We start from the raw sequence: 24147 nt of genomic DNA, 5'->3' as shown, positions 1-24147 counted from the left end.
TTGCAAACAGCTCCGGGTCCGTGATTACCCCTGAACCGCGGCCAGTGTCACCCCCGCATTCTCGAGCGCTTTCCATATCTTGGCATCGCGCCCATAGACGTCACGGCGATACTCTGCCCGCCCCTTTTCGTCGACAAGCGCCGTTCGATAGATCAGATGCACCGGAACCGGCTGATCCAGCGTGACCTTGGTCTCGCGTCCCGAGTTCAACACGCGGTGAAACTCGCCCTTGGGATCGTCCGTTTGCAGGGAAAGCAGCGCATAGGCGAAATCGAACGGATCGGCCAGACGGATGCAACCGTGCGAAAAGGCCCGCACCTCGCGGTCAAAGAGGCTCTTTGACGGCGTGTCATGCAGGTAGATGTTGTATTTGTTCGGGAACATGAATTTCACCAGACCAAGCGCATTCTGCTTGCTCGGCGGCTGGCGCATCGAATAGGGAAAATTCCGCGCGGAATACTGGCTGAAATTCGCGTTTGCGCGGTTGACCCTGCGGCCACGGCTGTCGGTGATCTCGATATGACTGACCGCATTGGGATTGTTCCGCAGCATCGGAAGATATTCCTTGGTGACGATCGAGCGCGGCACATACCAGCTCGGATTGATCACCATGAATTCCATCACATCGGAAAATTCAGGGGTACGCCGGTCGCTGGTGTTCTTGCCGATGACCGAGCGGGTGCGGAACGTCACCCGGCCATTATCGACGATCTTGGCCGTGAAATCCGTCAGGTTTACCAGAATGTGCCGATCGCCAAGATCCATGTTCAGCCACCGCTCACGCTCCATCGCGACGATCACCGATTTCAGCCGTTGTTGTACCGAGACATTGATCTCGTTGATCGTGCCCTGACCGGCAACGCCATCCTCGGCGAGGCCGTTATCAAACTGGAACCGGCGAATGGCATCCTGCATGTCGGAATCATAGGTCCGCGAAGCGCTGCGCCGCATATATCCCATGTTGATCAGACGATTGCGCAGGGCAACGACCCCTGCTCCGGTCTCACCGGGCTTGACGCTGCTCAGCGCGACGGTGGGGCCCCAACCGCCCTGTTCGAGCAATCCTTCGAGCCGCAGTTTTTCCTTCATCAGGGCGCGATACTGTGCGGATGCCGGCGGAAGCGACTGAATGAATGCACGCGGTGTCTCTGTGTCTGCCAAATCGGTCAGGTACTGCGCGCGATCACGATAGGACACTTGCCGTACAATCCCGCCATCGATGCGCGACGGCACCAGCATCCCCGTCTGAACGTCGCGCGCATATTGCAGAAAAGCCTTGCTGAGTGCGACTTCGACCAACCCGAGATCGCGGGTGGTGCGTGCGGTTTCCATCTGCTGACGCAGCGCCGCCATGTTGTAGCGCGCGGGCGACAATCCATGCAAATCGACATCCGTCAAGGCCCGCATGAGCGCGACGCGGCGTTCCTCGTGCATCCGGTCATTGCCCGTCCACAGGGGATCATAGCCTCGGACCCGGTAGAAATCCGCAAGATCGGCATCCGACGACGCGGCTTCGGCAACCGCCTGCTTGAAGGCGGTGACCTGCGCAGAAGACGGGCCGGTCCAGAGCAGGCACAGGAACATTGCAACAGAAACCAGCCGCAAGAAGATGAAATCGCGAGACTGTTTCATTTCTGAGATCATGGGATGTTCCTCGAAACCGATACCATTACACGACATGTGCACGAAGCGCCGGAATTGCGACTTGCGGCACGCTGTTCATTCCAGTTTGTGATCAGGAAGCAACGCCAAGATATCCGGATCACGATTTTGTGCCACCTGCCCGACGGATAGATTCGCGGGCGCGCGGGTGCGCAATAATTTGCCGAAACTCCAGCATATACATAACTTGCACAATTCCCAGCTTGGAATATGGGCCGGAATGTGGCATGAAAACGACACATCAGGGGATGGATGTAACGATGACGTAAGAATGTGTGCGTAACATCGCACGCGGGCAGGAATAAAAGCGTACAGGACGGCGCAGAACATGAGACAGAACGACTCATCGGGTTTTTCCCGGCGTGCCCTATTGGGTGCATTCGCAGCAACCGCATTGACAGCGGCTCCAACTTACTCCAGCGCAGCAGGTTTTCTTCGGGGTGGCGGTGATATCCGCCGGATCCGGATGTATTCCGGACGCACTGGCGAACGGCTGGATATGATCTACTGGATCGACGGAAAATATATCAAGGACGCGGTCAAGGAGATCAATTATTTCATGCGCGACTGGCGGACCGACCAGGCCAAAAGCATCGACTTGCGCGCCATTGATATCATGGCCGCCGCACACAACCTGATGGATGTCAACGAACCCTACATGTTGCTGTCCGGTTATCGCAGCCCCCAGACCAACGCCATGTTGCGCAGCCGCTCACGCGGTGTTGCCAAGAATTCGCTGCACATGAAAGGTCAGGCCGCTGACCTGCGGCTGTCCTCGCGGTCTGTCAATCAGATGGCCCGTGCCGCGACAGCATGCAGCGCAGGTGGTGTCGGGCGGTATTCGCGCTCGAACTTTGTCCACATGGATTGCGGCGTGGTCCGCACATGGGGCGGCTGACCCCCGCCCAAAGAAAAACGAAACGCACCAGGGAAAGGCCGTTGCATCGCGCAGCGGCTTTTTTCTTGTTGCCGATCATGACGCGTTCGCGCGCTGCAACGGCAGACAAAAAAGGGCGGTCGCAACTTGCGCGACCGCCCGTTTGTTTTTGACCGGCTACTGACCCTCAGAAGCTGAGCGACAGGTCCCGGTGCACCGCGTTGCATTTGGCCAGGAACAGCGCCTGATCGCGACTGAACCGGTGCCGCTGGCGAGCGCCCAGATTCTCGGAAATCTCGGCGACATAGGCCTCGACGCCCGGGCGCACACCCTGCTCCGCAGCGGCGCGCCAACGCAGTTGCTCTTCGTACGCGGCCAGCGCCTTGGCGTATTCCGACGCGGCTTCGGCCCGATCTTCCTTGCCATCGCGCAAGGCCCGGCGTGCCTGCGACAGCGACGACGACACGTCGCGCGCACCCGCGATCCTGGCAAAGGTCTTGCCGAGCTCGTCAACCGCGGCTTCTGCCTCGGCACGCGCGCCATTGTCCACGAGATCGGACAAGGCTCTCAAATCGGCCTCCAGTGCGGCGAACTCGGCGTTGGCATCCATGATCGCGAGGAACTCTGCCGCCGGTTCCATGGCCTCGTCAGCCGCCCGGCGATACTGAACGCGGGCGGTTTCCTCGGCCTTGGTCAGAGCGGCAAAGGCATCATGCGTCGCATCCCAGTCTTCCGGTATGTCGGCAGCGATGATCGCCTTCTCTGCTTCGAGCTCCGCAATCCGCGCTTCGATATTCGCCCGGCGCTCGGCGTCGGCTTCATCATTCAGGAACCGGGCCGACTGACGCAGCTCCTCGATCTCGGTATCCAGCTTGCGCATGGCTTTCTGCAGGTTGCGCACAACACGCATGACCGGACGATAATCGCCCGCCGCCGCCTGTACCGCTTCCTCGGTCGCCGAGATGTTCTCGAGCAATTCGAGCGCCTTGCGCGCGCTGTCGAACCCGCCTTTCAGATCGGACGCCATATTGCCTGGCAACACGGACAGATCCAGCGCCTGCGCGCCGACAATCGCGCCGTTGATCGCATCACCATTGAGCTGCACCTGCTCGAACACGTATTCCTCAAGACATTGCTGCAACTTGGGATTGCGCGGGGGGGGCGATGTCTCCGACAGGAAGCTCATCCGGTTGGGCAGGTAATTGACCAGTTGCGGATAGTACCCGACGATGGCCAGCGCCACGAGCTGCAGCGCGATGAACGAAATCACGCCCTTGTAGATCTGGACGGTCTTGACGATCGCCGGAGCCACGCCCCTGAGGTAGAACAGCGCAAAACCGAACGGCGGCGTCAGGAACGAGGTCTGGATGTTCAGACCGATCATGACACCCAGCCACACGGCGGTGATGTTCGCTTCGGGGTCCGCAAGCAGGATCGGGGCGACAATCGGCACCACCACCACCGCGATCTCGATGAAATCGAGAAAGAACCCCAGGACGAAAATAACCGCCATCACGATCACGAACTGGGTCCAGAACCCACCCGGAAGCGAGTTGAGGAAATTGCGAACCAGCTCTTCGCCGCCAAAGGCACGGAACGCCGCCGTCAGCATCGCGGCACCAAGCAGGATGATGAACACCAGCGACGTCGTCTTGGCGGTTTCGATCATCACCTCGTGCAGCGTGTTCTCGATTCTGAGAACGCGGATACCGCTCCAGATCAGCGCGATGATCAGCAACACCACCGCGACAACGCCGAGCACGATTCCCGTCATGTCACCACCGACAACCAGGATCGCCTTGACATTCATGTTGTAGCGCGACAGCGCGAACACGATCAGGCCAAGCGCCGCAAAGGTCAGCAACGCCGGATAGTATGTAAACCTGTTCTTCTCGGTGATCCGATAACCCGCCATGATGATCGCACCGGCGGCACCGATGGCCCCCGCCTGGTTCACCGTGGCGATGCCGGCAATGATCGAGCCCAACACCAGGAAGATCAGCGCAAGCGGCGGAATCAGGGTCAGCGAAACATTCACCCAGAAACCGAAATCGCGCGCGCCTTCATAAGGCACGGCCGGAGCGGATTTCGGGCGCAGGATCGCGTAGACGAGAATGAAGATCATATAAACCAGCACCAGCACGATGCCCGGCACGAAGGCCCCCAGGAACATTTCGCCCGCACTGGTCGACGCGACATCAAAGACGCTTGGCATGCTGAGCTCGCCGGTCGCCTCTTTATAAAGCGCCTTGCGTGCGGTGCTCGCCTGGTCAGACGCGCTTGCCAGCTGGTCGGCAAGAATGATCAGGACGATGGACGGAGGAATGATCTGGCCCAGCGTACCGGACGCGGCAATCGTCCCGGTGGCCAGGGATTGGGAATAATTGTTGCGCAGCATTGCCGGCAAGGAGATCATGCCCATCGCAACCACGGTTGCACCGACAATGCCCGTCGTCGCCGCGAGCAATGCGCCCACAAAAACGACCGAAATGCCCAGCCCGCCGGGAACCGGCCCGAACAGCCGCGCCATTGTCACCAGAAGATCTTCGGCGATCTTGGAGCGCTGCAGCATGATGCCCATGAAGATGAACAACGGAATCGCGATCAGCGTATCCCGTTCAACCTCCCAATAGACACCGCGCAGGTTTGTCACCCCGGCGGTCAGCCATTCCGATGGCCCCCCAGAGTGGAAATAGGCGTCGGGGTTTCCGGCAAAGAGATAGCCGCTGCCGGCCGCAAGGGCGATCGTGATGATCGCCGATCCCGGCAGCGCAAAGGCAACCGGGAAACCCGATGCCAGCGCCGAGGCCATGATGACGATCAGGATGAAGAGAAATAGGAGTTCCATACGTGCGGCCTCAGTGTGAAATGGCGGCGAATTCGCGCTTGCCCGGCTCGCCGCGGGCATCGGCGACGGCTTCGAACAGATAGCTTACGAATTGAATGAGCATCGTCACCGCGAAGATCGCAAGGAACGCCGCCATCTGGTACTTGACGAACATCCCGGCAGTCCCGACTTGCGACACTTCGAAATTTCTGACCGGCGAATTGATGATCGCCTGCTTGGACCCCAGTCCGATGATGATGATCGTCCAGGTGGTCACCATGCCAAGGAAAATGCAGCCGATGGAATTCACCCGCCCTTTGACACGCGAAGAGAATCCCGCGTAAAGCACATCGACCCGAACGTGCCCCTCTTCCAGAAGCGTGTAGGCAGAGGCGAACAGGAACAGCGCGGCGTACCAGTAGCGCACGAGATCGCCCATCAGGGCCTGCTCGTAGGAGAACACGAAGCGCGACACCACGATCAGCAATTCGGCGATGACGATGAGCAGCGCCAGCCAGATAAAACCCAGCGAACGGGAAAAGAGCGCCGCGATGAACCCCAGAACGATCAGCGGAACATGGACATAGGGGCCGATAAAGCGTGACCGCGTCAGCTCCTTTGCCATGTCTTCCGAGACAACCGCGGTCAGCAGCCCCTCGACGCGCATGAATGCGATCGCGAAATCGGCAATGCCGACGAAAAGCACCGCGAAATAGCAACCCCGGATCAGATAGGCGTTGAAATCGCTTATGATCCTGCCATCGTAGCGCAGTGTGCGGTGTGGCGTTTGCATGACCAGAAGCCCGGCAAGGATCAGCGCGAGCGCGTAGGTCACGACGAGAATCCAGACACGACCGTCCGTTCCGGAAAACAGCGTCCCGAGCGTCGGATAGTCATACCAGACAATGAGCACATTGTTGATCAGAAAAGCAAAAAGGACCAACAACGTGGCCCATCCGAAATACCGTACATAGGGTGCGGGTGCACCGCGAGGCGACAGGATCTCTGCCTCAGTGGTAACGTTCATCACGATTTTCCCAGTCATGCGGCCCGGTTGTTCCGGGTCGGGCCAGTCTCACGCGGGTTCAGCGGAGCGTCTATAGAGGATCGCAGGGGGCAGCACGCAGGCTGTCCCCTGCCCGATTGGCAGCGCGTTGCGCTTAGCCGATATCGAGGATCCGGTTACGCTGCTTGGTGAACTCGATCTCGGCGATGGCGCGCCAGCCACCGATTTCGCGCAGTGCCGACTGATAGGCATCGTTGATCTTGGCGGCGAGCGGCGAGTGGTCGCGGGTCTCTTCGAACACTTCCTCCGCAGCGCTGCCGAACGCGTCCCAGACTTCTTCGTTGAAGGCCCGAACCTCAACGCCGTGTTCATTTACCAGCTTGCGCAGATACTCACCGTTCTTGGCCGAAGCCTCCTCGATCTGCGCCGCCATTTCCTCGTTGCAGCAGGCGGTGATCACGGCCTGCTCATATTCTGACAGGCTCTCCCACCAGGATTTGTTCATGCCAAAGCCCAGACCGCCGCCCGGCTCGTGCATACCGGCGGTATAGTAGTATTTGGCGGCTTCGTAGAACTTCATGAAATAGTCGTTATACGGACCAACCCATTCGGTCGCCTCGATCGCACCCGAAACGAGGTTCTCGTAAATCTGTCCGCCCGGCAGCGACACCGTGGAAACGCCCAGCTTGGTCATCACCGCACCGGCAAGACCCGGAATACGCATCTTCAGACCGTTCAGGTCATCCGGCGACAGAATCTCCTTGTTGAACCAGCCACCGGCCTGCGCACCGGTGCCGCCACAAGTGATGGTCTTGAGTCCGAACTCACCCGCCAGTTCGTCCCAAAGCTCCTGCCCGCCCGCGAACTTGATCCAGGCGTTCCATTCCGGCGTGGTCATGCCGAACGGAACCGACGTGAAGTAGTTGAAGCCCGGATGCTTGCCGCCAAAATAATATTCGGCGCCGATATAGGCCTGGCTGTTCCCGCTGGCCACTTCGTCGAACACGTCGAACGCCCCGACGCGTTCGCCGGCGGCGAAATACTCGGTCCGCAGCGCGCCGCCCGAGACAACATTGATTCGCTCGGCCAGACGCTGGGCCGACAGACCCAGACCGGGGAAGTCCCGTGGCCAGGTCGACACGATCGTGATCGTCTTGCCTCCTTGTGCGATGGCCGGTGCCGCCAATGTTGCACCCGTGCCTGCAATCGCAGCGCCCTTCAAAAACTTACGACGTTCCATATTTCTTATTTCCTCTGTTGGATCGGTACTGTTTTTTTTGATTGCGAGCGAACGGCCAACAGGCCGATCCGCCTTCAACGTCGCGTCAGCGTATTCGGAAGCCACCGAATTGCAATGGCGATTGATTCCGAAAGCGACACAGATGTCGATTTAACGTCATCGCGCTCTGGTGCCAATCGTCTTTGCGCTTTGTTGACCCTCCGGCAATTTCCCGGTGCGGCCTGCGGAGAGGCCAACACCGATTGGGCGTGTAAAAGAACAGGCAATTTTGGGAACGCGCAGGCGCGCCGCACAAGAACTGCGTAAATTGCTACGTGCAAATCATATCCGGTATCCGGTGATTGTTTCGGCATATGCGTCCAATTGCCGGCGACACGCGGATTGTTCAGGCAACCATCCTCTCGTTGCACTGTCGGAGCCGTGGATGAGGAGTGAAATTCGCTTGCAACTCAGACGGGCGCGGGCCCCGTCATATGTGTCGGATCGTTGCCGGGCAGTCGGACAACACGGCTTCCGTCCTGGAATTCCTTCAGTGACAAGGGCCAGACCGTCCCGGGCCAGCGGACCTCCATTTCGCGTTTGCGAGGCCTGTAAACTGCCGTGTAAAGCGTACCGAAACCCACGGAAAACGCTGTCGAATAGAGCGGCGGCTTGAGGAAGGCATTGATAAAGGTCTCTTGCGGGTCCCGATGCAAGCTCAGGCGGTGCAGCAGATAGCGTTCGCGCTCGACCGTTGCGGTGAAACGCGCGTGGCTGACCCATTCGACCGATTCCTGATGGTTCGTGGCGACGGCGGCATGGGTGATCACCGCCGGGCGATCCGGCGCCATCATCACGGTCAGATAATTGCGCTTCCGGTCCAGAACCGTGACGTTGTAGCTCATATGGGTCGGGATACGGGCCAGTGCCTCGCCCGCCTCTTCAGCGGTTTTGCAGGTCTGCAATACGTAACGCAGGATCAGCGGCACCCCGAACCCTTCTCCCACGATGCGCCGCCCGCCAAAGGTCAGCGACAGGGCGAGCCCCGCGTCATTCACCCCGTCCACGAGCCCCCATAGTCCGTCGCTCGTGCCCATGACCGACCGCCCCATCCAATCCGTTTTCAGGATCAGGCTGTCAAAGGCGTTCGGGTCGTAATCGTAGTTGCGGACAAGGACAGGTTCCTTGCCGGTCCATATGGCCTGTGAACATCCCGAAAGGTAGGGCGGCGGGCAATAGAAACTCAGAAAGCGCGACGCCTGATCGCCCCCGCCCGCAAGTTCGCACAGCTGGTCATACAGATCGACGATTTCGGGCATGTGCTGCTTGAGCGCCTGACGGCTTTCCAAATAGGGCGGGCGCACCGTATCGCCCTCCCGCGTCCACCATTTATGGTATTCGGGCCAGTATTCAGAAAACAACCCGGCCCATATGGGGCCGGGTGACGCTTCGCTTATTGCTCGCCAGAGCATGCGAACCCCTTACATGATCTTGAACGCTGGATCGCTCAGCGCCGGCTCGGCCTGCGCAACGGACAGAGGCTTGGCGGAGACGCTTTGCTTGATACCGTGGATCCAGCGCTTGGCGCGTTCGTTCAGGTGGAAACCCTTGGTCATCGAGCGCTCGCGCGTCACGAGGATCCCGATATCCGCGCCTTCATAACGATAATCGCCCGGTTGCAGAATACGCAGGAAGAAGGCCTCGTTCTCGCTCTCGACCGCACGGCGGTGATAGTCAAAGCGGTCAAACACCACCCGGCCGTCGGCAAGCATCTTGTAGATACCGGTCTCGGGCGCCTGGGTGCAGATGTCGACACTATCCTCGGTATGCTTGATGACCATCTGCGACCAGCTGTCGATCATGTCCGGATCGGCCCAGCGTGCATTCAGCTCGTCCACGTCGAGATCGAATTTCTTGCGCGAGAATTCCAGCAGGTGGAACAGGAAGAGCGGCGCATCCGCATGGGCAAAGGCGGCATGGTTGGTCATCGACGATGCCCCGGTGATCCGCGGGTTCAATTCGCCCAGCCAGAGTTCTCCGGATTTCTTGTCGATCAGGAAATCCAGTTCGAAATACCCCCGATACCCCTCCTTGCGCAGTTGCTCACCGAATTTGAAGGTCAGGTCGCGCGCCTGGTTGCGTACCTTGGGAGGAAAGGCGGTCGACAGGATTTCGTTGCCGCACCAGCCACCGCGATAGGGCGTCAGCTCCTTGAACCCGACAAGCTCGGTCATCAGCGGCCCGACAATCGTCCCTTCTTTGGTGGCGCAGGCCTCGATCGCCGATCCCCGGCAATCGATCCGTTTCATGATCTTGATCTCGCCCTCGCCGACGATCTCGTGTTCGTGGCGCCGGAAATCGGCCTCGTTCTTGATGAAAAAGGTGGTGTGACCGGAATCGCCGAAGGCGGATTGCAACACCAGGTCATTGCCGATCCCGGCCTTTTCACAGGTCTTTTTCAGATCCTCATAGGATTTCACCTCGGCCAGCACGTTCGGTACCGACGGCACGCCCGCCTTGTTGCCGATACGCACGGTCTCGATCTTGTTGTCCATCTTGGTGCGCAATTTCGCCTTGGGGAACCACACGTCGGCACCCAGTTCCTTGGACAGGCGCTCGGTTTCCTCATCGAACATCAGGAAGACGAATTTCGGCTTGCCCCCACGGCGCTTGACGAAATCGATAACTTCCTTGTGCTGCAACAGATAGTTGTTGATATCCTCGATCGACTGGAATTCGGCATGCGGCTGTTCCGAGGGAACAAACGTATTCGGGTGCTTGCCATCGTAACAATCGATATAGCAGATGTATTTGAAATTCTTCACCCACTCATCGATGCCCAGCAGATTGAAATTCGTCGCCGAGATGAAATAGATCGGATCATCGTTACGGTGAAAGAACCGGCGAATTTCCGAGATGTTCTTTAGTACTTTAGAGGCCATTTTTATCTCCCAGTTCTTATTCTGCCGCAGTTTTCAGATTTGTTTTGGCATGTTGTGCAAGCGCCTCGGGCGTGAATACGCGTAGCCCGAGATCGGCCCGATATCCGTGGATCTCGTTGACATCCAGCGCCCGCATGAAGGCGAGGATTTCACTGCTGACCACCTGCCCCGGCACCAGAATCGGGAAGCCCGGCGGGTAGGGAATGATGAAGCTGGCGGAAACCACTTCCTGCCCGGCATCAAGCGCCTCCTTGAGCGAGCCGCCCAGTTCCATGTAGTCGCAATTCTCCCCTTCGTAGCTGAGGAAAAAGGCCGAACGAATATCGCCTTCCGACGTGTCGTGATCGGTGCGGAACGCATCATGGAACCGGCTGAAATCCGGTAGTGGCGGCAAATCCTCCATCAGGTTGCGGACGCGGCGGTCAAAACCCAGACGTTCCATGCGGCTTGCATCGTCCAGCAGGTCATCCAGACCCTTGGCAATCTCGACCAGAACCTCGATCAGATAGGCCACGCTCGACCGCGTGGTGCCGATATTGGTCATGAACAACACGGTGTTCCGCGAGGTCTTGTTGATCTGGATGCCGTAGCGGTCCATCAGGATGTCGGTCTTGAACGTATCTCCGTCCCAGCCCGTGCCCCCCACCGCAAGGGTCACGCGCGTCGGGTCGAGCACGAACTCGTCCTGTTGCCAGCAATCCCACATGTCGGTCCAGCCCTGCTCGGCGTCGAAATAGCTGGTCACACCGCTTTCGCGATGGGTTTCGGGGATCATGTCGCCGGCCGCGAGCACCTTGAAATATTTCTGCAAGAGCGGATGTGTGGCAATCGAGCGGCGCATGGACATTGCCGCCTCGACCTGCCGCTGGACGAATTCGAACCCTTCCAGTTCGACCTGCCGTCGCCCCACATCGAGGCTCGCGATGATCTGGTAGTTCGGCGAGGTTGACGTGTGCGTCATGTAGGCTTCGTGGAACGACTGTTCGACCTCGCCCTTGAAATCCTGGTCATGCACATGGATCATCGAGCCTTGCCTGAGCGAGGTCAGCGTCTTGTGCGTGGATTGCGTCGCATAGACGCGCACCCGCGCATCCGGGGGCGGTATCAACCGCGTGTTCAGCAAGGTCTCGATATCTGCATCGGCAAGTTCGCCCTGCTGCCGTTCGTAGGCGGCACGATGCCTGTCGGTCTTGAACCGTGAGCGAAGCTCGGACGCCGCGTGCATCGCCGTGCGCGGGCGATAGGTCGGGTTGAACCGCGCAAAGGCGAACCAGGCTTCATCCCAGAGGAAGATCAGGTCAGGCTTGATCGCGAGACATTCTTCCATCACCCGTTCGACGTTGTACACGATCCCGTCGAAGGTGCAGTTGGTGAGGAGCAACATCCGCACGCGGTCAAGTTTGCCTGCGGCCTTGAGTTCAAGAAGCTGGTGCTTGATCTCGCGGAGCGGCACCGCGCCATACATCGAGTATTCGTTGAGCGGATAACTGTCGAGATACACGACCTGCGCACCGGCCAGGACCATGCCGTAATGGTGCGATTTGTGGCAATCCCGGTCCACCAGCACGATATCTCCGGGACTGACCAGCGCCTGCACCACGATCTTGTTGCAGGTCGATGTGCCGTTGGTCGCAAAGAATGTCTGCTTCGATCCGAACGCGCGGCTCGCGAGTTCTTGCGCCCGCTTGATCGGGCCGTGCGGTTCCAATAGCGAATCCAGCCCGCCCGATGTGGCCGATGTCTCGGCCAGAAAGATGTTCGGCCCGTAAAACGCGCCCATGTCCTGGATCCAGTGGCTGCGGCTGATGGATTTGCCGCGGCTGATCGGCATGGCGTGAAACACGCCGGTGGGCTGCTTGGAATATTCCACAAGCGCGGTAAAGAACGGCGTCTTGTAGCGCGACTGCACGCCCCGCAGGATATTCAGGTGCAGTTCCAGGAAATCTTCCTGATTATAGAATACCCGGCGGCAGATCCCCAGTTCGAGACCGGCAATATCCTCAACCGACCGCTCGGTGATCAGGTAGGCGTCCAACTCGGGACGTGCCCGCGCGATCAGCCGGCAGAGCTCGGGGCCGTAATCCTCGGGCTGCATCTCGTCGAACTGTTCCGCGCCCCCTGCACGGTCAAGGTATCTGTGCAGGATCGGTTGCTCGGTCTTGGAGCGCAGGGTCAGGCCCGGCCGCACCACGATGGCCTGAATGTTGTAGTTGAACAGGACAGCGATCAGCGCGTCCTCAAGGCTGGGCACCACGAGCGCCTGATAGGTGAACTGGTCCTCGGGACGGCGCATGCGGGCCATGTTCGAGCGCAGCCAGCGTTCCTGATCCTCGCCGACATTGTCGACGATCAGAACTTCGAAATAGGGTTTGCTGAGCGCGCGCGCCTCGGGCGAAAGCTGGGACTCGTCGTCGTGTTCCTCGCTGTCCAGGTTGTCGCGATCCAGCGGAATGGTGCGTCGCCGATACGCCCCTGTCGTCAATGCCCGGGTGACGCGCCCGACAGAAAACGCCAGATCTTCATAGTTTCCGTGGCCAAGCTGGCGGCGCATGTGCTCAAAGGCCGCCATGCCCGGAAACGCCCAGTATTGTTCGATGAGGGCAAGCGAACCCAGAAGATCTTCCGTCTTCTTTATGAGCCCGGCCATCCGTTTTTCGGCGTGCTCCTCGGTCAGCGCACTGGTGACATCGCGGAGCGCACTCCAGCGATCCGCCCGAAGCTGGATCGCTGAATAGTAGTCAGAAACAGAATGCATCAGAGTCCTCCTGGAGGACCAGCATCTGATCGTTGCAGCAAAATATCAACTGGTTAGTTTAACGAAACCGTCAGCCGTTGGATATTTTGTCCGCAAAGGGAAAGGTCACGGGCGCGGCCGCGTCGGTAATGGGCTCCGCATCGATCGACACCCCGGTCTGCAAGGGATCTGCCGGCACATCGACATGCAGACCGGCGCGGGTTCCCTGCCTCTGCATCTCCAGCGGACCCAGTGTCTTGAGGTAGGCGTCCGTACCGCTGTTGCGATCGTAAACCGGGAAATCGGTAGACCGGTCGCGGAAGCTCTTGAGCACCTGCCCGAGACCCTTCATGCCCGCCTCGCGCTGACGCCGGACCATGTCGAGGTCGATCTCGATGGGGAACATATCCTCTTGACCCGCGGATTGATGCAGCACCATCGAGGTCGGATCGACCACGCAGGATTTGCCTACCCCGCCGGCACCAAGACCGTTCACGTCAATGACGTAACACTGGAATTGCGCCGCCGTGGCCCGCGCAATCGCCAGTTCGGCATCGCGGTCGGTGGTCCCGGTCAGCACCGGATGCAACAGAACCTCGACACCCTGCGCCGTCAACTGGCGCGTCGTCTCGGGGAACCAGATATCATAGCAGATCGACAGGCCGAACCGCCCCACTTCGGGCACGTCGAACACGCAGAAATCCGTGCCGGCCTCGACATCCACCTCGTAGGGGCGGAACGGAAACATCTTGTCATAGCTTGTCACGATGTCGCCATCGGGGTTGATGACGAACGAGGTGTTGCGCACCAGACCGTCCTCGCCCTTGATGAACATCGAGCCCGGAATCAGCCAGACCTTGTGCCGCCGCGCGGCTTCGCAGAACTGGGACACCGCGTCATTCTGTCTCGGCTGCGCATAGCGGTGCAGCGGTCCATAAGGGGCGAGTTCGCTGAAAAGAACCATCTGCGTCCAGGGAAAACGCGCCATCAGGATGTCCAGACGCTGGATCATTCCTTCGACATTGGATTGAAGCGCGGCGACATGCATCTGCACGCCGGCGATAGCAAAGGGGGTCATAGAACATGTCTCCGTCTGTGCAGTGATCAGAGTGATCGGCACATGGTCCGCGTGTTTTGCCTATGTTTTCGCCATATGCAAGGGTATCGCCGCGACAATCCGCGCCAGAGACACCGACAGGTGCGCCGACAGACATGCTATCGGGCAATGCGACACGCCCGCATCACAACCCATGCGTGAAAACCGCCTAGAGATTGCCGAGATAGTCGGCCATGCGACCCACCGCGCGGCAAATGTTGTCCTGCGAATTGGCATAGCTGAGTCGGATGTAGCCCTCGCCAAGCACACCGAAATCCGGCCCCCCGATCGTTGCGACACCGGTTTTCTCCAGCAGGTCCGACGCCAGCGCCTTGGCCTTGAGACCCGTCGCCGAAATATTGGGAAACGCATAGAATGCGCCCTTTGGCGTTATGCAACTCACATCCGGCAGATCGTTCAGCAGTTCGACCACCAATCTGCGTCGCGCGTCGAATTCCTGCAACATCTCTCCCACCACATCCTGCGGTCCGGTCAGCGCCGCAAGCGCCGCATATTGCGCCGGGGCATTCACGCAGGACCAGGCATTGACCGCCAGCTTGCGCGCCTTTTCGTAAAGTTCGTCCGGCCACACCGAATATCCCAGTCGCCAGCCTGTCATCGCATAGGTCTTGGACCATCCGTTCAACAGGATCAGCCGATCGCGGATTTCCGGATAGCGCAGCAGGCTGACATGTTCCTCGCCGTCATAGAGCATCTGGTCATAGATTTCGTCGGACATGATCGCGATTTCCGGGCGATCCGCCAAGCCCGCCACCATTGCATCCACCTCGGCCCTGGGCGTCACGCCGCCACAGGGGTTGGCGGGCGAATTGACGATGATCAACCGGGTGTCCGGCGTCACCAGCGACAACAGTTCGTCGGCGGAAAAACCGAATCCGTTCTCTTCGCGGATCGGCACCGGAATCGGGCGGGCACCGGTAAATTCGATCATCGAGCGATAGATCGGGAACCCCGGATCGGGATAAAGAATGTCGGCCCCAGGTTCACCGAACATCATGATTGCCGTGAACATCGTGACCTTGCCGCCGGGCACGATCAGAACGTTGTCCGGATTGACCTCGGTCGCGAAACGGCGATGCAGATCGGCCGAGACCGCCGCACGCAGTTCCGGAATGCCCGTTGCGGGCGTGTAGCCGTGATGACCGTCGCGCAACGCCCTGATCGCGGCTTCGACGATATGATCCGGCGTGCGGAAATCGGGCTGGCCGATCCCGAGGTTGATCACGTCCATACCCTGCTCCGCCAGCGCCCCGGCGCGCGCCAGAACCGCGAATGCGTTCTCTTCGCCGATGCGATCGAACCCGGCTATGGTTTTCATGGTGATGTCCTTTGCTGAAATAGACGGTCAATAGGTGGCACGGCCGCCGGACAGGTCAAAAACCGCCCCGGTCGAGAACGAGTTCTCGCTGCTGGCCAGCCAGACGATCATCGCCGCCGCCTCGTCCACTTCGAGGAACCGGTTTCGGGGAATCTTCGACAGCATGTAATCGATATGTTCCTGGCTCATCTGGTCAAAGAGCGGCGTTCGCGCCGCCGCTGGCGTGACGCAATTCACCGCGATGTCGGATCCTGCGAGTTCTTTGCCCAGCGACTTGGTAAAGCCGATGACACCGGCCTTGGACGCGGAATAGGCACAGGCGTTGGGATTGCCTTCCTTGCCCGCGATCGATGCGATATTGACGATACGCCCGTAATCGCGCTCTTTCATGCCGGCGATCACCGACTTGTTGGTAAAGTAGGTGCCCGTCAGGTTGATCTGAACGATCTGATGCCATGCGTCGTTGTCATAGGCCTCGACCGTGGCGTTGGGCCCGGCAATTCCCGCGCTGTTGACGAGAATATCGATGCGCCCGAATTCCTGCTCGGTGGCGCGGGTCGCGGCCTGAACGCTGTCCCAGTCGGAAACATCGCAACCGACGACTTGCACGGTTTCACCGTCAAGCGCCGCCCGCGCGGCATCCGGGTTCACGTCCCAGACCGAGACCTGTGCGCCCCTCGCGAGCAAGGCTCTGACGACCGCAAGCCCGATGCCCTGTGCTCCGCCGGTGACCACCGCGACGCGTTCGGAAAAACCCGGTTTCTTCGACAAGTCCCACATCCTCCCGGTTTTGCCGCGCTTCCCTGCACCACGTCGCATTCCCGGGAACAGCTATGTCAGGATGTGCCGGATGGGCAAGCGTGTTATGCGCCGCCCGTCAACCCGCCGAGCAGGCGGTCGCGCTCATCCACCAGCCGGATACGGTAACGGCGCATGGTCTTGCAGGCAAACTTGTTGTGACGCGCCGCGTTGCTCTTGGGATCGCGCCGGGCGTCCGCTTCCAGATCCGCGATGCAGGTATCGACTTCTTCGATTTCCCGGATGATCTCTGCCAGTTCCTTTGCCGTGTCGCTCATGCCTTGTCTCCTTCTGATGCCTGATCCGGGAGCGCGCGGATGTCGCCCCTTGCCGATAATAAACAGGCGCGCCCGCCGGGGCACGCTGCCACGCGGCTCAATCTATTCGGGGGATTTCCAGCGCCGCAAGTCTGCTATCCCCTACCATTCCCGCCATCGGTTGTCCCACCAGCCGACAGAGATGCCACGCGAACACCAGATTGCTCGACAGGATCGGCAGCCCGGTTTCGTATTCCAGCGGGGCGATCACATCCAGCGTATTCAGGTTGGTACAGGACAGGAATATCGCATCAATGTCATCCTGTTGCGCCAGGGCGCGGGTTGCGGTCACCAGCGAGCGCCCCGAGATGCGGGCAACCCGCTGTTCCTCGGCCTCGGCAAAGGTTCCGAAAACCGGGGACGCCACACCCTGGCCGAGCAATACCTGCCGCAAACGGCCTGATACATCGGCAATGTAGGGCGACAGAAATCCCAGTCGCCGCACCCCAAGCGCATTGCACGCCGCGATCAGTGCGGTCAGCGGATCACTGACCGTGCGTGTCTCGACCCCCTGGCGCAGCAATTCACCGATCCGCCCTTGTCCGATCTGCGCCGTTCCGGACGTGCACCCGTACCCCACCGCATCAAAGGACACCGGTCGCGGCAACAGGCGCGCGGAATCCGGGATATGCGCCTCCATCAACCGAAGCGTCTGCGGGGTGACGTCCGGGCTGCTCTGAACGCGCGAGACATAGAGGTTGACCGACAGCGGCAGCAATCTGCGAAAATCCTGTTCGATCCGTTCGTCCGACTGCAGGACGATCAGCCCGATATTCGGGTTCGGATCGGCCTGCATTTCATAGTCGAAGGTCGCCACGGACTATCCCCCGAGCACGACGATGTCACCTGAGGCAGGTGGCGACAGATACTCGGCCCCGCCTTCGCGGATCACGATATCCTCTTCATGAACCAGGATGCGGCCATTTGCGAGGGTGATCCCCGGTTCCAGCGTGATGATCATCCCCGCCTGCAACATCGTGTTATCCCTGGCGATCAACGACAATCCTTCGGTCAGTTGCAGACCGAGCCCATGTCCCAACCGACCGGCATCGGTACTGCGCTCGCCATCGCCCAGAACGCGATCCATGGCGTGAAACAGGTCGGACGCCATCGCACCGGGACGCGCCATGTCCATCCCGGCACGGACGGCCTCGATCAGGCGCGCATGCGCGGACGTGACCTGCTCAAGCGGCTTGCCGACCGCGAAATTCCGGTCGAAGTCGCAAAAATACCCGTCCCAGATCAGCCCGGTATCCAGCATCAGCACATCGCCGTTTGCCAGTGGCCTGTCATCCGCCGGAGAGATGACGTCATGATACCCCGCCCGGTCGGCCGCCCCCGCCAGATAAGGCACCCAATCCGCGCCTTCATCAAGGCACAGCGATTGGAACTGGCGAAACACCCGGTCGAGCGGCACACCCGCCCGTGCGATTTCGGGAACGCGGTCAAAAGCCCGCCCGGCAATGGCGCAGGCGTGGCGCACCTTGGCGATCTCGGCCTCTGACTTCACCATCCGGATCCGGCGCATCGTATCGGCATCATCGGTAAAATCGACCGACGGCACCATGGTCTGGAGCCTGTGCCAATCGGACAGCGGCATGCGCAAATGGCTTTCCATCATCATCGGCACACCCAGGCGCGCCGAGGACCCGACAACGGACCGGATGGTGTCCGCCAACAGTGACACGCCGTCGTCCTCGGGGTCCGGCGCGTTCCAGGTGCGGATGTCAGAGACCCATGTCCGCTCCATCAACGCCGCGCCGATCGCGGGGATAACCGCAACCGGCGACCCTGCTGCGGGCAGCAGCACATACCACGGACGCGTCGGGCTCTCCCAGAAGCGGGTCAGAAACCCGGTGACATATCGGATATCCGCTTCGGTGGTGAGCAGAACCGCATCCAGCCCTGCGCTGACCATCCCCTGCTGCGCGCGGGCCACGCGGGCCTCGTATTCGGACCGTGGGAAACCGCGCGCCGGGGCCGTCACAGGATCAGGCCCTGCGGCGGCGTCCGCCGGCACGCCCACCGCGCCCGCGCCCTTCCTCACCGGCCTTGGCCGGTTGCTTGTTGGTGCGAATCCATTCGCCGCCATGCGGATCGTTGTTGGTCAGGAAATTCGCGGCGCGGATGGCTTCCATCTCCTTGCCCGCCATCGCCTTGGTCGATCCCATGCCGAACAGGGTGACAAAGGTTTCATCGTCCATGTCGTCGGGCAGGATCACGCCCGCGGCCGCGACCTCTGCGCGCTTTTCGGCGATCTTGGAGGGCGGCACCGGGAGCGCCACCGGGTTCATGATCGCACTGGTCATGCCGGCCCCCATCGCCATCGGCAGGAAGGCATTGTTGATCCCGTGCCGGTTGGGCAGGCCGAAGCTGATATTCGACGCGCCGCAGGTCGTGTTCACACCCAGTTCCTCGCGCAGGCGGCGCACGAGGGTAAACACCTGCACCCCGGCAGTTGCCATCGCACCGATCGGCATCACCAGCGGATCGACCACGATGTCATGTGCCGGAATCCCGAAATCCGCAGCGCGTTCCACGATCTTCTTGGCCACGGCAAAGCGCACGTCGGGGTCTTCGGAAATGCCGGTATCGTCGTTTGAAATCGCCACGACCGGGACGTTGTATTTCTTGACCAGCGGCAGCACCAGTTCGAGCCGGTCTTCTTCGCCGGTGACCGAATTGAGCAACGGCCGCCCCTCGGCGACCGCCAGCCCCGCTTCCAGCGCGCCGGGAACCGAGCTGTCGATGCACAGCGGCACATCGACAAGCCCCTGAACCAGCTCGATCATCTTGGTCATCAGCGGCGGTTCGGTCTCGTTGGGATTGGGGTTCGAATTATAGACCACGCCCGCGTTCACATCGAGCACGGTCGCACCCGCAGCGACCTGCGCCAGCGCGTCCTTTTCGACGGTCGAGAAATCACCCGCTTCCAGTTCGGCGGCAAGCTTCTTGCGCCCGGTCGGGTTGATCCGTTCGCCGATCACGCAGAAGGGCTGGTCAAATCCGATGATGGCAGTCGTGGTTTTGCTTTCGACGATGGTCCGGGTCATTGTTGGCCTTTCAGGACTGGTTTGCGGGACGGCCCGAAGCGCCGCCATGAGAGATCGCCCAGCTTGCATTGGTCTTGATCCCGCCCAGCGGGAAGAAATGCACGTTGGTGACGTTGAAATCGGGGTTCGCCGCCTTGTGCGCCGCCAGATCGGTCAGAACGTCGGTCGGCTCATAGGGCAGAAGCAGCTTGCTCACGTCCATCGCCCGCTTTTGCAGCACCTTGAGCGATGGACCGACCCCACAGGCGATTGCGAACTTGATCAGGGTCTGCAGTTTGGCCGGGCCGGCAATCCCGATATGGATGGGCAGCGTGATGCCCGCCGCGCGCAGGCCATCGGCCCAGGCGATGATCGGTGCGGCGTCAAAGGCGAATTGCGTGGCCAGCGCCATCTCTGCATCGGTGCGTTCGGAAAATTTCTGTTTCCATGCAATCGCTTCCTCGACGTTCTTCGTGCCGCCATCCGGGTCGATATCCCGATTGCCTTCTGGGTGGCCGGCCACATGCAGGCGTTTGAAACCGGCTTTGTCGAACAATCCGCTTTCCATCAGTTGCATGGAACTGTGAAATTCCCCGACCGGCTTGGTCACGCCGCCCGCCAGCAGCAATGCCTGTTCGACACCCGCCTCGCCCTGATAGCGCGCGATCCAGTCGGCCAGCGTCGCCTTGTCCCGGATAATGCGCGCGGGAAAATGCGGCATGACCGGATATCCGTCACGTGCCAGACGCGCGGCGGTGGCGACCATGTCCTCGATCGGCGTGCCCTCGATATGGGCGATATAGACCCGCGTGCCCTCGGGCAGCAATGCGCGAAAATCGTCGACCTTTTCGGCGGTACGAGGCATGACCTCGATCGAATAGCCCCCAAGAAAGGCTTCGACCTGCGCGTTCACCGGCGCCGAAACCGGGGTGTCACGTTTCTTGAAATTCAACAAAGCCATGGCGGCCTCCCAGAATGATGTCAGGCTCATGCCCACCCATCGTTGTCTATCAGGGCCTTGATCCGGTCCCGGTCGTATTCGGTTTCCAGCCGTATAGCCTCGGCCTCCGCCACCTCGCCCGGCTCGCCTTCGACCACATATGGGTCGGCCTTGCGCCACTCGGCAAGATAGGCGTCGGTATCCCTGGCGTTGACCTTCATCGCCGCCCGGTCGATCGCCTGTTCAAAGCGTTCGGCCAGTTGCCGCTTGGCTCCGCGCCGCCCCTTGCCCACGATGACCTGGGCCGGGATGTCGCGCCAATAGACTACGGTGACGTCGGGCATGACTGATTCCTTCCTCTTCCTGCGCTCTGTCTAATGCACCGTCCAGAGCGGGCGGCGCCTGTTTTCGACAATATCGGCATGCGCAGCGACCTGTCTTTCACTCCCTAAAGCAGTGGCGTGGTTTAGGCCACCTCGTGCTGCCCCCAAAATCTTCATGACAATATTGAATGCCGGTTCAGTCGCCGCATCTTGCGAAGTTCGACATGCGTGCCTATCGTTAACGTAACTTGAAATCGGAGGGCGTGAACAATGACGCCCAAGCGTCCCAATGGTGCGGGCGCGTTCCCGAAAGCGGTCGAAAGCCCCGCGCCGAAGCCGCCCGATCCAGCCGAGCTTTATGCCGCGCTGGATCTGGGTACGAACAGTTGCCGCATGCTGGTTGCCCAACCCAAGGGCAGCGGGTTTCATGTGGTGGACAGCTTTTCCAAATCCGTGCAGCTTGGCTCCGGGTTGGAACGGACCGGACGGCTGTCGCGGTCCTCGATGGCGCGCACCGTTCAGGCGCTGCGGATCTGCCAGCAGAAGCTCAAGCGCAACAAGGTGCTGCGTATGCGCCTCGTGACCACCGAAGCGTGCCGGCGGGCCAAGAATTCGCGCGAATTCATCCGTCAGGTGCGCCGGGAAACCGGGCTCTCGCTCGAAGTCATCCAGCCCGAGGAAGAGGCCCGGCTCGCGGTGATCTCCTGTGCACCGCTGGTCAGTACCAAGACCGAGCAACTTCTGGTGGTTGATATCGGCGGCGGCTCGACCGAGCTGGTCTGGATCGACATAAGTTCGGTGCCGCGCCGCGACCGGCCCAACGCGATCATGCGCCTGCATGCGGGGTTTCATCCCCCCGAGAGCCCGTTTCCGGCCGCAAAGGTGGTTGACTGGATCAGTGTCCCGCTGGGCGTGGCAACGCTGCGCGATCAGTTCCAGGATGTCGAGGACGATTCCGCGCGGTTTGCACTGATGAGCTGGTTTTTCGAAGAGAACCTCTCGGAATTCGCGCCCTACAAGGACATACCCGCGCGCGAGGGGTTCCAGATCATCGGCACCTCGGGCACCGTCACGACGGTTGCAGCCAGCCATCTCGGATTGAAGCGGTATGACCGTACCAAGGTGGACGGCCTGCGCATGACCAGCGACCAGATCGACAAGGTGATCCACAATTACCTGCGTCTGGGGCCGGCCGGACGGCGCAAGGATCCGCGTATCGGCGAGGACAGGCAGGCCCTGATCATGTCGGGCGCCGCCATTCTGCAGGCGTTGCTGCGCTGCTGGCCCACCGATCGGCTGTCGGTTGCGGATCGCGGTCTGCGCGAGGGGCTGCTCTATGCGCAGATGAGTGCCGACGGGGTGCTCGAAGACGGTCCGTTCTAGCCCGTCGTCGCTGCCTTGCGGCCATCCGGCGGGGGCAGTAGAGACCGAAGCAACACGAATTGGGTGAGCATCATGGCCAAGACGCCGACTGGCAAGAACACATCCGGACGCGGACAGCGGGACCTCAAGGTCAAGGTCAAGTCGGCGCGGGGGCGCAAGCTGAGTTCGACCCTATGGTTGCAGCGGCAATTGAATGATCCCTATGTCAAACGTGCCCAGGCCGAGGGCTATCGCGGTCGGGCGGCGTTCAAGATCATGGAACTGGATGACAAGTACCGGTTCCTGGTGCCGGGTGCGCGGGTGGTCGATCTGGGATGTGCGCCCGGCGGATGGCTTCAGGTGGCGGTCAAGCGCATCAACGCACTGGGCGAGAAAAAGGGCAAATCGGTCGGCCGCATCATCGGTGTCGATCTGCAAGAGGTCGAACCGGTGGCCGGGGCCGAGATTCATCAGCTCGACTTCATGGAGGACGATGCGGACACCCGCGTCAAGGACTGGCTCGGCAGCAAGGCCGACGTGGTGATGTCGGACATGGCCGCCGCGTCGTCCGGACACAAGCAGACCGACCATTTGCGGATCATGGCGCTCTGCGAGGCCGCGGCGTGGTTTGCCTTTGACGTGCTAGAAGAGGACGGCACCTTTGTCGCCAAGGTTCTGGCCGGCGGGGCGGAAGGCGAATTGCAGAAGCTGCTCAAGCAGAAATTCACCAGGGTCGCTCACGTCAAACCGCCGTCCTCACGCTCGGACAGTTCCGAGAAATTCGTCGTGGCGATGGGGTTCCGGGGCTGATCGGCGTCCTGTCCTGACCTCGCACGCTTCTCCAACGCGCCGTTGAACTCGGCTCCGAGGATCAGCAGGGCCGACATCAGATACAGAAAGATCAACGCCACCATCACCCCGGCGAGACCGGCATAAGTGGCGCTGTAGCTGGCGAACCGGGAGAGATAGTAGGAAAACCCGGTCCCGGCCAACGCCCAGAGAAAGATCGTCAGAACCACGCCGGGCAATACCTGCGAGAGCCGGCGACGACGACCCGGCAACCAGATATGGCAGGCGGCAACGCCAGCCCCGAGAAACATCGCGGCGAGCAGGGTCGCAAACGTGTCGCTGGCCAGCCAGCCCATAACGCCGGATGGCACGACATCGGCCACGAAGCGCAGGTAGAGCGGCACCGCCAGCCCGATCGTGGCGATCACCATCAACAGCGCACCGCCCACCAGCACAAAGGTCAGACAGACCAGCCGCGCCTTCCAGTAGGGTCGCAATTCGGTATCGCGATAGGCCTGGATCATCGCCTTGCGCACGGCGTCGATCCCGTTCGAGGCAAAATAGACCGCCAGAACCCCGCCGACCGTCAGCAGGCTGGAATTGGCAGAGGCGAGAACCGCCCGCACTTCGGAGGTGATCGGTTGGGCGATCTCGTCGGGCCATGATCCGAAAACCAGTTCGATCAGATTGTCCACATCGATGTCCTGCGACAGCGTCGCCGCCAGTGCCACGATGAACAGGACAAAGGGAAACAAGGCCATCATCATCGACATGGCGACGTGACTGCTCATCACCCAGCCGCCCTTGTCATTGAATCGCGTCGCCGCATCGAGGAGCGCGCGGGCCATCACTGTGATCCTGGAGAATGTCGTGTTCAAGGCGTG

General features: G+C 60.6%; 20 protein-coding genes. 3 read left to right on the top strand and 17 right to left on the bottom strand.

Annotation, left to right across the window (positions count from 1 at the left end):
* Positions 1-24: 24 nt before the first annotated feature.
* On the bottom strand, positions 25-1584 hold the full coding sequence (locus AB9K34_RS04280) for a murein L,D-transpeptidase (RefSeq protein ID WP_369953231.1): 1560 nt from the start codon (positions 1582-1584) through the stop codon (positions 25-27).
* Positions 1585-1990: 406 nt separating this feature from the next.
* Here AB9K34_RS04280 and AB9K34_RS04275 point away from each other — a divergent pair, with 406 nt between their 5' ends.
* Positions 1991-2560, top strand: a complete 570-nt coding sequence (locus tag AB9K34_RS04275) for a YcbK family protein (protein ID WP_369953196.1) — start codon at positions 1991-1993, stop codon at positions 2558-2560.
* Between the two features lie 166 nt (positions 2561-2726).
* Here AB9K34_RS04275 and AB9K34_RS04270 read toward each other — a convergent pair whose 3' ends face one another.
* The 15 genes from AB9K34_RS04270 to AB9K34_RS04200 all read right to left on the bottom strand — a co-directional run bounded on the left by AB9K34_RS04270 (position 2727) and on the right by AB9K34_RS04200 (position 21133).
* Positions 2727-5387: a TRAP transporter large permease subunit gene (locus tag AB9K34_RS04270; RefSeq protein ID WP_369953195.1), complete on the bottom strand. Its 2661-nt coding sequence runs from the start codon at positions 5385-5387 to the stop codon at positions 2727-2729.
* 10 nt (positions 5388-5397) lie between these two features.
* The gene (locus tag AB9K34_RS04265) at positions 5398-6393 is read right to left on the bottom strand and encodes a TRAP transporter small permease subunit (protein ID WP_369953194.1); all 996 of its coding nucleotides are present in this window, start codon (positions 6391-6393) and stop codon (positions 5398-5400) included.
* A 133-nt stretch (positions 6394-6526) separates the two neighbouring features.
* The gene (locus AB9K34_RS04260) at positions 6527-7612 is read right to left on the bottom strand and encodes a TRAP transporter substrate-binding protein (protein ID WP_369953193.1); all 1086 of its coding nucleotides are present in this window, start codon (positions 7610-7612) and stop codon (positions 6527-6529) included.
* A 449-nt stretch (positions 7613-8061) separates the two neighbouring features.
* Positions 8062-9063 carry a C45 family autoproteolytic acyltransferase/hydolase gene (locus AB9K34_RS04255; RefSeq protein ID WP_369953192.1) on the bottom strand — a complete coding sequence of 334 codons (1002 nt, stop codon included), beginning with the start codon at positions 9061-9063 and terminating at the stop codon, positions 8062-8064.
* A 9-nt stretch (positions 9064-9072) separates the two neighbouring features.
* A complete protein-coding gene (locus AB9K34_RS04250) occupies positions 9073-10533 on the bottom strand; it encodes a biotin carboxylase (RefSeq protein WP_369953191.1) in 1461 nt (486 codons plus the stop codon).
* Positions 10534-10549: 16 nt separating this feature from the next.
* Positions 10550-13288, bottom strand: a complete 2739-nt coding sequence (locus AB9K34_RS04245) for an aminotransferase class I/II-fold pyridoxal phosphate-dependent enzyme (protein WP_369953190.1) — start codon at positions 13286-13288, stop codon at positions 10550-10552.
* A gap of 70 nt (positions 13289-13358) precedes the next feature.
* Positions 13359-14345 (bottom strand): carbon-nitrogen hydrolase family protein, encoded by a 987-nt coding sequence (locus tag AB9K34_RS04240; RefSeq protein WP_369953189.1) that lies wholly within the window; start codon positions 14343-14345, stop codon positions 13359-13361.
* A gap of 187 nt (positions 14346-14532) precedes the next feature.
* Positions 14533-15702 carry a pyridoxal phosphate-dependent aminotransferase gene (locus tag AB9K34_RS04235; protein WP_369953188.1) on the bottom strand — a complete coding sequence of 390 codons (1170 nt, stop codon included), beginning with the start codon at positions 15700-15702 and terminating at the stop codon, positions 14533-14535.
* A gap of 27 nt (positions 15703-15729) precedes the next feature.
* On the bottom strand, positions 15730-16473 hold the full coding sequence (locus AB9K34_RS04230; RefSeq protein ID WP_369953187.1) for an SDR family NAD(P)-dependent oxidoreductase: 744 nt from the start codon (positions 16471-16473) through the stop codon (positions 15730-15732).
* Between the two features lie 92 nt (positions 16474-16565).
* Positions 16566-16778, bottom strand: a complete 213-nt coding sequence (locus AB9K34_RS04225; RefSeq protein ID WP_369953186.1) for a hypothetical protein — start codon at positions 16776-16778, stop codon at positions 16566-16568.
* 97 nt (positions 16779-16875) lie between these two features.
* Positions 16876-17634, bottom strand: coding sequence for an Asp/Glu racemase (locus AB9K34_RS04220; RefSeq protein ID WP_369953185.1), 759 nt, complete (start codon positions 17632-17634; stop codon positions 16876-16878).
* A 3-nt stretch (positions 17635-17637) separates the two neighbouring features.
* Complete coding sequence (locus AB9K34_RS04215) at positions 17638-18804, bottom strand: M24 family metallopeptidase (protein WP_369953230.1); 1167 nt, start codon at positions 18802-18804, stop codon at positions 17638-17640.
* Positions 18805-18808: 4 nt separating this feature from the next.
* A complete protein-coding gene (locus AB9K34_RS04210) occupies positions 18809-19870 on the bottom strand; it encodes a methyltetrahydrofolate cobalamin methyltransferase (protein ID WP_369953184.1) in 1062 nt (353 codons plus the stop codon).
* A gap of 10 nt (positions 19871-19880) precedes the next feature.
* Positions 19881-20810, bottom strand: a complete 930-nt coding sequence (locus tag AB9K34_RS04205; protein ID WP_369953183.1) for a methylenetetrahydrofolate reductase — start codon at positions 20808-20810, stop codon at positions 19881-19883.
* A 26-nt stretch (positions 20811-20836) separates the two neighbouring features.
* Complete coding sequence (locus AB9K34_RS04200; RefSeq protein WP_369953182.1) at positions 20837-21133, bottom strand: virulence factor; 297 nt, start codon at positions 21131-21133, stop codon at positions 20837-20839.
* Positions 21134-21382: 249 nt separating this feature from the next.
* Here AB9K34_RS04200 and AB9K34_RS04195 point away from each other — a divergent pair, with 249 nt between their 5' ends.
* Positions 21383-22495 carry a Ppx/GppA phosphatase family protein gene (locus tag AB9K34_RS04195; protein WP_369953181.1) on the top strand — a complete coding sequence of 371 codons (1113 nt, stop codon included), beginning with the start codon at positions 21383-21385 and terminating at the stop codon, positions 22493-22495.
* A 72-nt stretch (positions 22496-22567) separates the two neighbouring features.
* On the top strand, positions 22568-23284 hold the full coding sequence (locus tag AB9K34_RS04190; protein ID WP_369953180.1) for an RlmE family RNA methyltransferase: 717 nt from the start codon (positions 22568-22570) through the stop codon (positions 23282-23284).
* On the opposite strand, the gene AB9K34_RS04185 is transcribed toward AB9K34_RS04190, so the two are convergent.
* A complete protein-coding gene (locus AB9K34_RS04185) occupies positions 23212-24111 on the bottom strand; it encodes a YihY/virulence factor BrkB family protein (protein WP_369953179.1) in 900 nt (299 codons plus the stop codon). The two genes, AB9K34_RS04190 and AB9K34_RS04185, sit on opposite strands and share 73 nt — an antisense overlap.
* Between the last annotated feature and the right edge of the window lie 36 nt (positions 24112-24147).

Origin of the sequence: Sedimentitalea sp. XS_ASV28, from assembly GCF_041224545.1 — a bacterium.
Lineage (GTDB): Bacteria > Pseudomonadota > Alphaproteobacteria > Rhodobacterales > Rhodobacteraceae > Sedimentitalea.
This window is presented reverse-complemented; position numbering and strand designations above follow the sequence as displayed.

Coding starts and splice junctions, on each gene's coding strand:
- AB9K34_RS04260 (WP_369953193.1), bottom strand. CDS start 7,612: ATGGAACGTCGTAAGTTTTTGAAGGGCGCTGCGATTGCAGGCACGGGT.
- AB9K34_RS04280 (WP_369953231.1), bottom strand. CDS start 1,584: ATGTTCCTGTGCCTGCTCTGGACCGGCCCGTCTTCTGCGCAGGTCACC.
- AB9K34_RS04200 (WP_369953182.1), bottom strand. CDS start 21,133: ATGCCCGACGTCACCGTAGTCTATTGGCGCGACATCCCGGCCCAGGTC.
- AB9K34_RS04255 (WP_369953192.1), bottom strand. CDS start 9,063: ATGCTCTGGCGAGCAATAAGCGAAGCGTCACCCGGCCCCATATGGGCC.
- AB9K34_RS04185 (WP_369953179.1), bottom strand. CDS start 24,111: ATGGCCCGCGCGCTCCTCGATGCGGCGACGCGATTCAATGACAAGGGC.
- AB9K34_RS04275 (WP_369953196.1), top strand. CDS start 1,991: ATGAGACAGAACGACTCATCGGGTTTTTCCCGGCGTGCCCTATTGGGT.
- AB9K34_RS04250 (WP_369953191.1), bottom strand. CDS start 10,533: ATGGCCTCTAAAGTACTAAAGAACATCTCGGAAATTCGCCGGTTCTTT.
- AB9K34_RS04190 (WP_369953180.1), top strand. CDS start 22,568: ATGGCCAAGACGCCGACTGGCAAGAACACATCCGGACGCGGACAGCGG.
- AB9K34_RS04245 (WP_369953190.1), bottom strand. CDS start 13,288: ATGCATTCTGTTTCTGACTACTATTCAGCGATCCAGCTTCGGGCGGAT.
- AB9K34_RS04225 (WP_369953186.1), bottom strand. CDS start 16,778: ATGAGCGACACGGCAAAGGAACTGGCAGAGATCATCCGGGAAATCGAA.
- AB9K34_RS04270 (WP_369953195.1), bottom strand. CDS start 5,387: ATGGAACTCCTATTTCTCTTCATCCTGATCGTCATCATGGCCTCGGCG.
- AB9K34_RS04265 (WP_369953194.1), bottom strand. CDS start 6,393: ATGAACGTTACCACTGAGGCAGAGATCCTGTCGCCTCGCGGTGCACCC.
- AB9K34_RS04210 (WP_369953184.1), bottom strand. CDS start 19,870: ATGACCCGGACCATCGTCGAAAGCAAAACCACGACTGCCATCATCGGA.
- AB9K34_RS04205 (WP_369953183.1), bottom strand. CDS start 20,810: ATGGCTTTGTTGAATTTCAAGAAACGTGACACCCCGGTTTCGGCGCCG.
- AB9K34_RS04195 (WP_369953181.1), top strand. CDS start 21,383: ATGACGCCCAAGCGTCCCAATGGTGCGGGCGCGTTCCCGAAAGCGGTC.
- AB9K34_RS04235 (WP_369953188.1), bottom strand. CDS start 15,702: ATGAAAACCATAGCCGGGTTCGATCGCATCGGCGAAGAGAACGCATTC.
- AB9K34_RS04240 (WP_369953189.1), bottom strand. CDS start 14,345: ATGACCCCCTTTGCTATCGCCGGCGTGCAGATGCATGTCGCCGCGCTT.